Source organism: Pseudomonas sp. H3_E04 (assembly GCF_054668915.1).
This window is the reverse complement of the sequence record NZ_CP162797.1, coordinates 3519283-3531684: the sequence shown is the minus strand read 5'-3', so window position 1 is coordinate 3531684 and position 12402 is coordinate 3519283. Positions and strand designations below refer to the sequence as shown.

Sequence of the window (12402 nt, the reverse complement as noted above, 5' to 3'; positions counted from 1 at the left end):
GCTGAAAGCTCAGCCGACTATGATTGCCAAACCGATTGCCGCCAGCGCGAACGCTCGCCCGGGTATTTTTTCAGAGATTGCCAATGACCGTCAGCACCCCGCTCTCCGGTGTCAACCAGCCCTTCAAGGGGATCTTGCTGATTGTCGTGGCGACGTTCCTGTTTTCCAGCCACGACGCCTTGTCGAAATACCTCTCCGGTTTTTATCCGATCGTGATGGTGGTGTGGGCGCGCTATGTGGTGCACACCTTGTTGATGGCGGGGATTTTTCTGCCGCAGTCCGGCTTGCGTGTGCTGCGCACCAAGAAGCCGTTATGGCAACTCGCCCGTGCCCTGTGCCTGCTCGGCACCAGCCTGTTTTTCACCACGGCACTGCTGTACATCCCGCTGGCGGAAGCCACGGCGGTCAACTTTCTCGCACCGGTATTGGTCACCGCATTGTCGGTGCCGCTGCTCAAGGAACGGGTGACGCGCGGGCAGTGGATCGCGGTGATCTGCGGCTTCATCGGCGTGCTGATCATCGTCCACCCGGGCGGCGAACTGTTCACCCCGGCGATCCTGCTGCCGTTCTGCTCGGCGTTGTTTTTCTGCTTCTACCAACTGCTGACGCGCAAGCTCGCCGAAGTGGACAGCCCGACCACCAGCAACTTCTTCGCCGGCCTGTGCAATACCCTGGTGATGAGCGCGCTGGTGCCGTTCTTCTGGCAAGTGCCGACGTGGACTCACGCCGCGCTGATGCTCGCGCTGGGCAGCTGCGGGATGACGGCGCATCTGTTCCTGACCCAGGCCTTCCGCCACGCCGCACCGGCATTGCTGGCGCCGTTCGGCTATTGCCAGATCGTCTTTGCCGGGTTGTTGGGCTGGCTGCTGTTCAATCACACCCCGAGCGGGTTGACGGTGATCGGGATTGCGGTGATCTGTTGCAGCGGATTGGCGGCGGCTTGGCAGCAGAGCCGGCGCTGAAGAGCGGATCCCGGTACAACTTGTGGGAGCGAGCCTGCTCGCGAAAGCGGTGTGTCAGTCGCCATATTCGGTGGCTGACGTGACGCCTTCGCGAGCAGGCTCGCTCCCACAATGGGATGTATGCAGGCAGGTTATTCGGTAACGGTCGGAATCTTGCGCGGTGCCATGAAGTACATCCACGTCAGTGCGAGGAAGTACATCGCCGGAATCAGCGTGAACAGCACTGTGTAGTTGTTGTTGGTGACGGTGAGGATGTGGCCGACGATCTGAGTCATGAACATCCCGCCGATCGCCGCGCACATGCCGCCGAAGCCGAACACCGTGCTCATCATGTGCTTGGGCGTGTAGTCCATCACCAGGCTCCAGATGTTCGCAGTCCAGGCCTGATGCGCGCCGATCGCCAACGAGATCGCCGCCACCGCCACCCACAGATTCGCTGAACCGGCGGCCATGACCACGCCGATGATGCAGCAGGCAAACAGCAACATCGACAGCAGCCGCGCCTTGATCGAATTCATGCCGCGACCGATCAGGAACGAGGACAGAATCCCGCCGCCGACACTGCCGAAGTCAGCCGTGACGTAGATGATGATCAGCGGAATACCCATCTGCGTCACGTTGATGCCGAGGTTGTATTGCTGATTGAGAAACGGCGGCAGCCAGTACAGATAGAACCAGAACACCGGCGCGGTCAGGGAGTAGGCGAGGGCGAAGGCCCAGGTGCCGCGCATGCGCAGGATCTTGCTGAACGGCACGCGGGCCTGTTCCGGTTCGACCTGCTGCTGGATGTAATCGAGTTCCGACTGTTTCACCGTCGGATGGTCTTCCGGATTGAAGTACTTCAAGCCCCAGAACAACAGCCAGATCCCGCCGAGTGCGGCCATGCACAGGAATGCCGCTTGCCAGCCCCACACGTGAAGTACCAGAGGCAGCAGCATCGGCGTGAACATCGCCCCGACGTTGGTGCCGGCGTTGAAAATGCCAGTAGCGACCGCACGTTCACCGGCCGGGAACCACAGGCGAGTGGTCTTCACGCAGGCCGGGTAGTTGGCCGCTTCGGTCAGACCGAGGATGAAGCGGCAGACCATGAAGCCGACTGCCGAAGTCGCCAGGCCATGGGCGCCGGTGGCCAGGCTCCAGAGCAGCACGGCGCAGAAGAACACGCGCTTGACGCCGACCCGGTCGATCAGTCGTCCCTGCAGGACAAAGCCGATCGCGTAGCCGACCTGAAACCAGAAGTTGATGTTGGCGTAGTCCATCGCCGTCCAGCTCATTTCCTTGGCGAGGATCGGCTGCATGACGCCGAGGGCGGCGCGGTCGATGTAGTTGAGGGTGGTGGCAAAAAACACCAGCGCCAGCATGCCCCAGCGGGTCTTGCCGACGGCCATGGCGCCGCGGATCTTGTCGCCAATGCCACCCGTGGCAGTGCTCATGGCCGGAGCCATGCGGGAAGTCTGTGAAGGAATCATGTGTTCCACCCGTTTTTGGATTTGTTATTTGGTGTTCTATTTTGTCGAACACCTTGCCCGGTGGTTAGTGGCCGGACTCGATGTGCAACCGATGTTGGGCAGTGAACAAAAAATCGTCAATTCGCCAAATCGCCTTAGTGTTCGATAATCGCACGCAAAACTAACCGGGTAGTACACTTTAAATTGCTGCGCGCAGTGATGCAGCCAATAATTTCCCTCACTATAAAAACCCATTCCCTTATAGGAGCTGCCGAAGGCTGCGATCTTTTGATCTTGATCTGAAAAGCAACATCAAACGATCACAGCCTTCGGCAGCTCCTACATAAAAGCGGCGCAGTCCGGGAGTTGAAACATGCAGCGTTCCATTGCCACCGTTTCCTTGAGCGGCACCCTGCCGGAAAAACTCGAAGCCATTGCCGCCGCCGGGTTCGACGGCGTGGAGATTTTCGAAAACGACCTCCTGTACTACGACGGCAGTCCCCGGGAAATTAAACAGATGTGCGCCGATCTCGGCATCGCCATCACCCTGTTTCAGCCGTTCCGTGACTTCGAAGGCTGCCGCCGCGATCGCCTGGCGCGTAATCTGGAGCGCGCCGAGCGCAAGTTCGATCTGATGCAGGAACTTGGCACCGACCTGGTGCTGGTCTGCAGCAACGCCTCGCCGGACAGTGTCGGCGATCAACAAATCCTCGTCGATGATTTGCGCCTGCTGGCCGAACACGCCGCTGCCCGTGGCTTGCGCATTGGTTACGAAGCGCTGGCCTGGGGCCGGCACGTCAACACTTATCAACAGGTCTGGGACATCGTCCGTCAGGCTGATCACCCCAATCTCGGCGTGCTGCTCGACAGCTTCCACACCCTGTCGCTGCAGGGCGATCCACGCGCGATCGCCGATATTCCCGGCGACAAGATCTTTTTCGTGCAAATGGCCGACGCGCCGATCCTGGCCATGGATGTGCTGGAGTGGAGCCGGCATTTCCGTTGTTTCCCGGGGCAGGGCGAATTTGATCTGCCGGGTTTCCTCGCGCCGATCATCAAGAGTGGCTATAGCGGGCCGCTGTCGCTGGAAATCTTCAACGACGGCTTCCGCGCCGCGCCGCCACGGGCCAACGCCGCCGACGGTTTGCGTTCGCTGCTGTATCTGGAAGAGAAGACCCGTCAGCGTCTCGAGCAGGAAGCGACGCCGGTAGCCAACCGTGAAATTCTTTTCGAAACGCCGCAGGCCAGTGAATACAACGGCGTTGAATTTCTCGAGTTTGCCGTCGACGAAGCGCTCGGCGCGAAGCTCAGTCACTGGCTGCAACGCCTCGGTTTTGCCAAGGCGGGCCAGCATCGCTCGAAAAGTGTCAGCCTGCTGCGTCAGGGCGATATCAACCTGATTCTCAACTCCGAGCCTTATTCGTTTGCTCACAGCTTTTTCGAGGCCCACGGCCCGTCGCTGTGCGCCACGGCGGTTCGGGTCAAGGACAGCACCAGTGCGCTGGCCCGCGCGGTCGCTTACAAGGGGCAGCCTTATCGCGGGCTGGTCGGGCCGAATGAACTGGAACTGGCGGCGGTGCGTGCACCGGACGGCAGCCTGATTTATCTGGTCGATGAGAAAGCCGACGTATACGGCACCGATTTCAATCTGTTGCCGGGCGCGCAGACCGGTGGCGGCCTCAAGCGTATCGATCACATGGCCATGGCGCTGCCGGCGGACAGTCTCGACAGTTGGGTGCTGTTCTATAAAAGCCTGCTGGATTTCGAGGCCAACGACGAAGTGGTTTTGCCCGATCCGTACGGTCTGGTGAAGAGCCGCGCATTGCGCAGCCGCGACAGTTCGATCCGTTTGCCACTGAACATCTCGGAGAACCGCAACACCGCCATTTCGCATGCGCTATCGAGTTATCGCGGCTCCGGTGTGCACCACATCGCCTTCGATTGTGACGACATCTTTGCCCAGGTCAGTCGCGCCAAAGAGGCCGGCGTGCCGCTGCTGGACATTCCGTTGAATTACTACGACGACCTCGCGGCGCGCTTCGATTTCGACGATGAATTCCTCAGCGAACTGGCCTATTACAACGTGCTCTACGACCGTGACGCCCAGGGCGGCGAGTTGTTTCATGTCTACACCGAGCCGTTCGAGGGGCGGTTCTTCTTCGAGATCATCCAGCGCAAGAACGGTTACGCCGGTTATGGCGCGGCCAACGTTGCGGTGCGGCTGGCGGCGATGGCCAAATCCCGCAGCGGTGCGGTGCGTCAGGCGAAGTTGTAGGGAATTCGTAAACGCGGGATTAAACACCGGCTGCGCGGCTTCCTTCACTGTCCCGCGCGGCCCATAATCGCCAGCTTGTGCAGTGATGGCCGTGAGCCCGCGATGACCATGAATTCAGAACTTTCCGCCGCTGCTGTCGAGTCCGAGGCAGTGCCGCGCAAGAGTCGCAAGAACAACCCGGAAAAGACCCGCGAGAACATTCTCCAGGAGGCGATCGTCGAGTTCGTCCAGCAGGGCCTGTCCGGCGCCCGCGTCGACGCGATCGCCGAGCGCATCCACACCTCCAAGCGCATGATCTATTACTACTTCGGCAGCAAGGAGCAGTTGTACGTCGAGGTGCTGGAGAAACTCTACGGCGATATCCGCAGCACGGAAAACCGCCTGCATCTGGATGAGTTGCCGCCCGAGCTGGCGATCCGTCGGCTGGTGGAATTCACCTTCGATCACCACGACCGCAACGTCGATTTCGTGCGCATCGTCAGCATCGAAAACATCCACAACGCCGAGTACGTAAAGCGTTCCGATGCGATCAAGGCGCTGAACAACACGATCCTCGACACCTTGGGCGGAATTCTGCAGCGGGGTGCGGACGAAGGTTTGTTCCGGCGTGGCATCGATGCGCTGGATGTGCACCTGCTGATCAGTTCGTTCTGCTTCTATCGCGTGTCGAACCGCCACACGCTGGGGGAGATCTTCCAGATCGACCTGCCGGATGAAGCCATCAAACAGCGCCATCGGGAAATGATCTGCGAGTCGGTGTTGCGCTACCTGAAGGCCTGACTCGATCTCCCTGTGGGAGCGAGCCTGCTCACGAAAGCGGCGTATCAGTCGCCATGTTCGTTGACTGATCCGACGCCTTCGCGAGCAGGCTCGCTCCCACGAGAGTTACCCTGTCGTTCAGCCATTCATGCGCTGAAAATGCTCAAGCATGCGCTGCGCATCCGGCACCACGCCGCTGAACAGTTCAAACGCCTTCACCGCCTGAAACACCGCCATGGTGCCGCCATCCAGCGTGCGGCAACCCAAAGCGCGGGCGTCGCGCAGCAGTTCGGTTTCCAGCGGGAAATACACAATTTCCGCGACCCACATTTGCTTGCGCAGCAACCCGGCCGGCACCGGTGAACCCGGCAGCTTGGCCATACCCATCGGCGTGGTATTGACCAGGCCATCGGCCTGCGCCAGCGCTCCGGGCAAATCCCCTCCGGCCTGCGCGCGACTGGCGCCAAAATGTTGATTCAGATTGTTTGCCAGACTTTCCGCGCGCTCGCGATCAACATCAAAAATCGTCAGTTGCCGTACGCCTTCGCTGAGCAGTGCGTGGGCCACTGCCGCGCCTGCGCCGCCAGCGCCCATCTGGACGACACGTTCGCGCGCAACGTCCGTCAGACCCCGGCGAAACCCCTCGGCGAAACCGAGGCAATCGGTGTTGTGGCCGACACGCTTGCCGTCCTTCAGCACCACGGTGTTGACCGCGCCGATACCTCGTGCTTCCGGCGACAATTCGTCGAGCAGTGGGATGACGGCCTGTTTGCACGGGAAAGTGATGTTCAGCCCGGTGTAGTTCATCCGCTCGGCCGCTTGCAATAAGTCGGACAGGGCCGTGCTGTCGAGGCGCAATTGATCGAGGTCGATGAGCTGGTACAGATAGCGCAGGCCTTGCGCATCCCCTTCGTGCTCATGCAGTGCCGGCGTGCGCGAAGCCTGAATTCCGGCGCCGATCAGCCCGGCGAGTATCACCTTGGAACGCGACATGGTTCTTACCTCTGCAACCGCTGGCGGAAATGCTCCAGCGCCAGGCGATAACCATGGCTGCCGAACCCGCACATCACCGCCGTGGCAATGCCGGAAACAAACGAATGATGACGGAACGGCTCGCGGGCATGCACGTTGGACAGATGCACCTCGATCACGGGCAGCTCACTGGCAACCAAGGCATCGCGAATCGCCACGGACGTGTGCGTCCACGCCGCCGGATTGATCACGATCCCGGCACAACGACCGCGTGCGGCGTGAATCCAGTCGAGCAGCTCGCCTTCATGATTGGTTTGGCGAAATTCCACGGTCAGGCCGAACTCGTCAGCCGCACGACCACACAGCGCCGAAATATCCGCCAGGGTTTCATGACCATAAGTCGCCGGCTCGCGGGTGCCGAGCAGGTTCAGGTTCGGGCCGTTAAGCACCAGAACGATAGGGGGCATGGGGGCAACTCCACTTATTGTTTTTGGCATCGGCCGAGAGGGTTCAGCCTGTGGAGATAAAATGTACTAGATGGTTACATCGGTCAATTGAACAGGAATGACCTTGGCGTTTTATGTTCGGTGATCGCACAGATCAAAAGATCGCAGCCTTCGGCAGCTCCTACAGATAACCGCGTTCCACATGTAGGAGCTGCCGAAGGCTGCGATCTTTTAGAGCACCCACAAAAAAGCCGTCAATCACGACGGCTTTTTCGTATCAGCTACCCGTGATCAACGCCGGGTCAGCAGCACACCGGATTCCATGTGATGGGTCCACGGGAACTGGTCGAACATCGCGCACTGGGTGATACGGTGCGTGTCATGCAACTGGGCGATGTTGGCCGCCAGGGTGTCCGGGTTGCAGGAGATGTAGAGGATGTTGTCGAAGCGCCGGGTCAGTTCGCAGGTGTCCGGGTCCATGCCGGCGCGCGGCGGATCGACGAAAACGCTGCCGAACTCGTAGCTCTTCAGATCGATGCCCTGCAGGCGGCGGAACGGGCGCACTTCGTTGAGCGCTTCGGTCAGTTCCTCGGCGGACAAACGCACCAGCGTAACGTTATCCACAGCGTTTTCGCTGAGATTGCTCAGGGCTGCGTTGACCGACGTCTTGCTGATTTCGGTAGCGAGCACTTTGCGCACGCGGGTGGCCAGCGGCAGGGTGAAGTTGCCGTTGCCGCAGTACAACTCGAGCAGATCGTCGCTGCGATCACCCAGGGCTTCGTATGCCCAGTTGAGCATCTTCTGGTTCACCGTGCCGTTGGGCTGGGTGAACGCGCCTTCGGGCTGGCGATAGCTGAAGGTGCGGCCGCCGACGTCGAGTTTCTCGACGACATAGTCCTGGCCGAGCACTTCGCGCTTGCCCTTGGAGCGGCCGATGATGCTCACGCCGAGATCGGCCGACAACTGAGTGGCTGCCGCATGCCAGTGCTCGTCCAGCGGGCGGTGATAGCACAGGGTGATCATCGCGTCGCCGGCCAGCGTGGTCAGGAATTCGACCTGGAACAGCTTGTGGCTCAGCGCCGAACTGGCTTGCCACGCGGCCTTCAACTGCGGCATCAACTGGTTGATGCGCAGGCTGGCGATAGGGAATTGCTCGATGAGGATCGGCGTGCGCTTGTCGTCCTGAGAGAACATCGCGTAATGCCGTTCGCCGCCCTCGCGCCACAGACGAAACTCGGCGCGCAGGCGAAAGTTCTGCAACGGCGAATCAAACACCGTCGGCGCAGGTGCATCGAACGGCGCCAGCAGATCACGCAAGCGCGTGACCTTGGCTTCGAGTTGTTCGGCGTAGGCTTGAGAATCGAAAGTCATGCGTTGAACCAACCCAGTTTGATCACAAACAGAATCGACAGAATCACCAGTGCCGGGTTCAGCTCACGGGCACGGCCGGACAGCAGCTTGATGGCGGTCCAGGCGATGAAGCCGAAGGCGATGCCGTTGGCGATCGAATAGGTGAACGGCATGGCCAGCGCGGTAACCACAACCGGCGCAGCCACCGTGATGTCGTCCCAGTCTATTTCCGCCAGGCCGGAAGTCATCAGCACGGCGACGAACAGCAGCGCTGGCGCGGTGGCGAAAGCCGGAACACTGGCCGCCAGCGGCGAGAAGAACAGCGCCAGCAGGAACAGGATTGCCACGACGATGGCGGTCAGGCCAGTGCGGCCACCGGCACTGACGCCGGCTGCGGATTCGATGTAACTGGTGGTGGTCGACGTGCCCAGCAGCGAACCGGCCATGGCCGCCGTACTGTCGGCGATCAGCGCACGGCCCATTTTCGGCATGTGGCCGTCCTTGCCCATCAGGCCGGCGCGCTTGGCGACGCCGATCAGGGTCCCGGAGTTGTCGAACAGGTCGACGAACAGGAAGGCGAAGATCACGCTGACCAGACCGATGTCCAGTGCGCCTTTGATATCCAGTTGCAGGAAGGTCGGCGCCAGCGACGGCGGCATCGACATGATGCCGCCGAACTTGGTGACATTCAGCGCGATCGAGGCGATGGTCACAGCGAGAATGCCGATCAGCACCGCACCGCGCACTTTCAGCGCTTCGAGGGCGACGATCACAGCGAAGCCGATTGTCGCAAGGATCGGTGCCGGTTTGGTCAGATCACCGAGGCCGACCATGGTCGCCGAATTGCCGACCACGATTTCGGCGTTGTGCAAGGCAATCAATGCCAGGAACAGACCGATACCGGCGGCGATCGCCGAGCGCAGTGGCAGCGGGATGGCATTGATGATCCATTCACGGATGCGGAATATCGACAGCAGAAAGAACAGCACGGCGGAAATGAACACCGCACCCAGCGCAACTTGCCAGGTGTGACCCATGTGCAGAACCACGGTGTAGGTAAAGAAGGCATTCAGACCCATGCCCGGAGCGAGGGCGATCGGGTAGTTGGCGATCAGGCCCATTACGGTCGAACCGATGGCGGCCGCCAGACAGGTGGCGACGAAAATCGCGCCCTTGTCCATGCCGGTCTCGCCGAGGATGCTCGGGTTGACGAACAGAATGTAAGCCATGGCCAGGAAAGTCGTGACGCCCGCAAGAATTTCGGTGCGCACGTTGGTGTTGTGTGCCTTGAGTTGAAACAGCCTTTCCAGCATGTCTGCTCCCCGTGGCGCGCGTGGCGCCGTGAATGTATCGACCTCAACAGCAAAGCACAGACCGTCGCAAGCGCCTGGGAAATTGTCGTGGGCCGGAAAAAGCCGCGCATCATACCAGTCGCGTGAGGAATTTGGCGGATGTTGGTGTCGATCGTCGGCGAAGTTTTGCGCAGCCGACAACTGCGCCATACTGCGCGCTGATTTTTTGGAGTGGGCAGGCATGCGCAACGGCGGGATCAGGATTTTCGGATGGATTGCAGCACTACTGGTAACAGCTCCAGCGTTCGCGGCATCGGCGCCGCCACTCTCCGAGGTGAAGGTGATCAAAGTGCAGTCACCGTCCTGCGGCCTGGAAGATATTGCCGCTAACCAGCCGCAAACCCAGTGCGATCACAGCGGGCCGAATATCAAGGTCTACGTTCTGGAAGTCGGCTATGGCCAGAACCAGCCACACGTGACGCTGGATGGTTTCGAGGTCAACGGGACCCGAGGTCCGGTGTGCGCCTTCGATAACGGCAACCTCACCGAATGCACGCCTGGCAGCAAAACCGTCGGTTCTCTGTATACCTTCGATCTGGCGGGCAAACAGCAAGGCACCTTCAACTTCAGCAACACCTCGATCAACGCCCCGCGCAACACGCTCTCGACCCAGCTTTACATCAAGTAACGGCTGTCTGCGCACAGGGTGGGACAAAGCTGACTACGCTTGACTGACTATCCAGCGGAAAGCGCCCATGACTTCCAGAGCCCTGATTGCCCTCGCCGAGGGCATCGACGATTTGCAAAGCGTGACCTTGATCGACGTGCTGCGCCGCGCCGGCATCGAAGTGATAGCCGCCAGCATCGAAGGCCGGCGCATGCTGACCTGCGCGCGCGGCACCCGACTGACTGCCGATGGCATGCTGGTCGATGTGCTGGCGCAAAGCTTCGACCTGATTGTCCTGCCGGGCGGCGACGTCGGTTCCCGGCATCTGGCGGCGCATCAGCCCTTGCAGCAATTGCTCAAAGACCAATCCAGCGCCGGCAGGCTGTTCGCCGCCATCGGCGAAGCTCCGGCTGTCGCCCTGCAAGCATCAGGCGTGCTGCGCCAGCGACGCATGACCTGCCTGTCCGGTGCCAGCCATCAGTTGTCGGGCTGTACGTTTGTTGATCAACCAGTGGTGGTCGACGGCAACTGCATCACCGCCCAAGGCTCGGGCGCGGCACTGGAGTTTGCCTTGACTCTGGTCGAGCAGCTTGGCGGAAAGGCGCTGCGGGTGAGGGTGGCGGGGGAGTTGATGGCCTGAAGGATTCAGACCTTCTCTTCCACCGGCACATGCATCCGATCCCGATTCGCCAACGTCGGGAACAGTTTGATCCACGTTCCCGTCACCACCAGCGTGCCGATCCCGCCCATGACCACCGCCGGCACGGTGCCGAACCAGTGGGCGGTGAGGCCGGATTCGAATTCGCCTAACTGATTTGAAGCACCGATGAACAGGCCGTTCACCGCGCTGACCCGGCCGCGCATTTCATCGGGGGTTTCCAGTTGTACGAACGAGGCACGGATGACCATGCTGATCATGTCCGCCGCGCCGAGCACCACCAGCACCGCCAACGAGAACCAGAACGAGGTCGACAGGCCGAACGCGATGGTGGCGACGCCGAAGATGCCGACGGCGGTGAACATCACCCGACCGACATTGCGTTCCACGGCAAATCGCGCCAGAAACAGCGACATCAGCAACGCACCCACCGCCGGCGCCGAGCGCAACAGGCCAAGGCCCCACGGGCCGGTCAGCAGAATGTCCTTGGCGAACACCGGCAGCAACGCCGTGGCGCCACCGAGCAACACGGCGAACAGGTCCAGCGAGATCGCGCCGAGAATGTCCGGACGGCTGCGGATAAAGCGGATCCCCGCCAGCAACGAATCCAGGGTGGCTTTGCCTTTGTTCAGCGGCGTCTGGCGGGCCGGCAGATTGAGCATCAGCGCGCAGGCGATCACGTACAGCAACACGGTCGGGCCGTAGACCCAGACGCTGCCGAATGCATAGAGCAGGCCGCCGAGTGCCGGCGCGACGATGGTTGCCGACTGTTGCGCCGATTGCGCGGCAGCGACGGCGCGGGGGAACAGGGCGCTGGGGACGATGCTGGGCAGTAGCGCCTGAGTCGTTGGCATCTCGAACGAACGCGCTGCGCCGAGCAGAAAGGCGAGGATGAAAATCATCTCGCGAGTGACGTGATCGGTGGCACTGCCGACGGCCAGTGCCAAAGCAATCAACGCCTGCAACGACTGACAGAGCGCGGCGACCTTGCGCCGGTCATAGCGATCGGCGACATGGCCGGTGTGCAGCATGAACAGCACGCGCGGAGCAAATTCGACCAGCCCGACCAGGCCCAGATCCAGCACGTTGCCGGTCAGTTGATACAGATTCCAGCCGATCGCCACGGTGAGCATCTGAAAGCCGCTGGCGGTAAAGATCCGCGCCAGCCAGAAGGCCATGAACGGACGATGGTGACGTAACAGCAGGGGCTCTTGTGTGGGCATCTGAAGGCAGGTCTTGGACGAGTGAACGGCGAGATTATCACCAGTCTGTAACAGGAAGTTGCTACGAGAAACAATTCAGTTAGCCAGGCAAGGATTTTTTCCGCCGCGTGCATCAGGCGCAACGGCCATCCGCTCGATTGCGAAGGAGTGAGACAACTTGCCACGCGGCAAACGACCACGCAGTTCATTGGCAAAAATGGGACTACTCTTTCAACGTTGCTTGATCCAGATCAAGGCCTCATCCGGAACTGATCTGGCGGCCATTTGGCCAGACTCCCTGCGTTGCGATGGTTGCAAAAAAAGAACGAATCCGAATTCGCCGCACTCCATATCCGTGGGGGCAGTGGTGC

At 60.7% G+C, this 12402-nt stretch carries 11 protein-coding genes; 5 read left to right on the top strand and 6 right to left on the bottom strand.

Translation table 11 applies throughout. The features are described 5' to 3' along the window. Positions 1 to 83 precede the first annotated feature (83 nt). Positions 84 to 962 (top strand): DMT family transporter, encoded by an 879-nt coding sequence (locus tag AB4N53_RS15900; protein ID WP_016773077.1) that lies wholly within the window; start codon positions 84 to 86, stop codon positions 960 to 962. 131 nt (positions 963 to 1093) lie between these two features. Here the strand turns inward: AB4N53_RS15900 and AB4N53_RS15895 are convergent, their stop codons facing one another. Beyond that, positions 1094 to 2431, bottom strand: a complete 1338-nt coding sequence (locus AB4N53_RS15895) for an MFS transporter (protein ID WP_024014417.1) — start codon at positions 2429 to 2431, stop codon at positions 1094 to 1096. A 352-nt stretch (positions 2432 to 2783) separates the two neighbouring features. Between AB4N53_RS15895 and quiC the strand changes: the two genes are divergently transcribed. After that, complete coding sequence (gene quiC / locus AB4N53_RS15890) at positions 2784 to 4685, top strand: 3-dehydroshikimate dehydratase QuiC (RefSeq protein WP_460121608.1); 1902 nt, start codon at positions 2784 to 2786, stop codon at positions 4683 to 4685. A 102-nt stretch (positions 4686 to 4787) separates the two neighbouring features. Next, positions 4788 to 5465: a TetR/AcrR family transcriptional regulator gene (locus tag AB4N53_RS15885; protein ID WP_460121606.1), complete on the top strand. Its 678-nt coding sequence runs from the start codon at positions 4788 to 4790 to the stop codon at positions 5463 to 5465. Positions 5466 to 5582: 117 nt separating this feature from the next. On the opposite strand, the gene AB4N53_RS15880 is transcribed toward AB4N53_RS15885, so the two are convergent. The 4 genes from AB4N53_RS15880 to AB4N53_RS15865 form a co-directional block, all read right to left on the bottom strand. Further along, positions 5583 to 6437 carry a shikimate dehydrogenase gene (locus tag AB4N53_RS15880; protein WP_460121604.1) on the bottom strand — a complete coding sequence of 285 codons (855 nt, stop codon included), beginning with the start codon at positions 6435 to 6437 and terminating at the stop codon, positions 5583 to 5585. A gap of 5 nt (positions 6438 to 6442) precedes the next feature. Next, entirely contained in the window at positions 6443 to 6883 is a 441-nt protein-coding gene (gene aroQ, locus AB4N53_RS15875; RefSeq protein ID WP_460121602.1) for a type II 3-dehydroquinate dehydratase, read from the bottom strand. Positions 6884 to 7153: 270 nt separating this feature from the next. Further along, positions 7154 to 8233 carry a tRNA (uridine(54)-C5)-methyltransferase TrmA gene (trmA, locus tag AB4N53_RS15870; RefSeq protein WP_460121600.1) on the bottom strand — a complete coding sequence of 360 codons (1080 nt, stop codon included), beginning with the start codon at positions 8231 to 8233 and terminating at the stop codon, positions 7154 to 7156. Next, a complete protein-coding gene (locus AB4N53_RS15865; protein WP_460121598.1) occupies positions 8230 to 9525 on the bottom strand; it encodes an NCS2 family permease in 1296 nt (431 codons plus the stop codon). The genes trmA and AB4N53_RS15865 overlap by 4 nt, the downstream gene beginning before the upstream one ends. A 220-nt stretch (positions 9526 to 9745) precedes the next feature. Here AB4N53_RS15865 and AB4N53_RS15860 point away from each other — a divergent pair, with 220 nt between their 5' ends. Both AB4N53_RS15860 and AB4N53_RS15855 read left to right on the top strand, forming a co-directional pair. Then, a complete protein-coding gene (locus AB4N53_RS15860) occupies positions 9746 to 10192 on the top strand; it encodes a DUF4879 domain-containing protein (RefSeq protein WP_460121596.1) in 447 nt (148 codons plus the stop codon). 67 nt (positions 10193 to 10259) lie between these two features. Continuing rightward, positions 10260 to 10811, top strand: a complete 552-nt coding sequence (locus AB4N53_RS15855) for a DJ-1 family glyoxalase III (RefSeq protein WP_460121594.1) — start codon at positions 10260 to 10262, stop codon at positions 10809 to 10811. A gap of 5 nt (positions 10812 to 10816) precedes the next feature. Here the strand turns inward: AB4N53_RS15855 and AB4N53_RS15850 are convergent, their stop codons facing one another. Then, on the bottom strand, positions 10817 to 12052 hold the full coding sequence (locus tag AB4N53_RS15850; protein ID WP_434766794.1) for an MFS transporter: 1236 nt from the start codon (positions 12050 to 12052) through the stop codon (positions 10817 to 10819). Positions 12053 to 12402: the final 350 nt, after the last annotated feature.

What these genes read in the sequence shown, in the direction of transcription:
- AB4N53_RS15900 (WP_016773077.1), top strand. Translation starts at nt 84, where the DNA reads ATGACCGTCAGCACCCCGCTCTCCGGTGTCAACCAGCCCTTCAAGGGG.
- AB4N53_RS15895 (WP_024014417.1), bottom strand. Translation starts at nt 2,431, where the DNA reads ATGATTCCTTCACAGACTTCCCGCATGGCTCCGGCCATGAGCACTGCC.
- quiC (WP_460121608.1), top strand. Translation starts at nt 2,784, where the DNA reads ATGCAGCGTTCCATTGCCACCGTTTCCTTGAGCGGCACCCTGCCGGAA.
- AB4N53_RS15885 (WP_460121606.1), top strand. Translation starts at nt 4,788, where the DNA reads ATGACCATGAATTCAGAACTTTCCGCCGCTGCTGTCGAGTCCGAGGCA.
- AB4N53_RS15880 (WP_460121604.1), bottom strand. Translation starts at nt 6,437, where the DNA reads ATGTCGCGTTCCAAGGTGATACTCGCCGGGCTGATCGGCGCCGGAATT.
- aroQ (WP_460121602.1), bottom strand. Translation starts at nt 6,883, where the DNA reads ATGCCCCCTATCGTTCTGGTGCTTAACGGCCCGAACCTGAACCTGCTC.
- trmA (WP_460121600.1), bottom strand. Translation starts at nt 8,233, where the DNA reads ATGACTTTCGATTCTCAAGCCTACGCCGAACAACTCGAAGCCAAGGTC.
- AB4N53_RS15865 (WP_460121598.1), bottom strand. Translation starts at nt 9,525, where the DNA reads ATGCTGGAAAGGCTGTTTCAACTCAAGGCACACAACACCAACGTGCGC.
- AB4N53_RS15860 (WP_460121596.1), top strand. Translation starts at nt 9,746, where the DNA reads ATGCGCAACGGCGGGATCAGGATTTTCGGATGGATTGCAGCACTACTG.
- AB4N53_RS15855 (WP_460121594.1), top strand. Translation starts at nt 10,260, where the DNA reads ATGACTTCCAGAGCCCTGATTGCCCTCGCCGAGGGCATCGACGATTTG.
- AB4N53_RS15850 (WP_434766794.1), bottom strand. Translation starts at nt 12,052, where the DNA reads ATGCCCACACAAGAGCCCCTGCTGTTACGTCACCATCGTCCGTTCATG.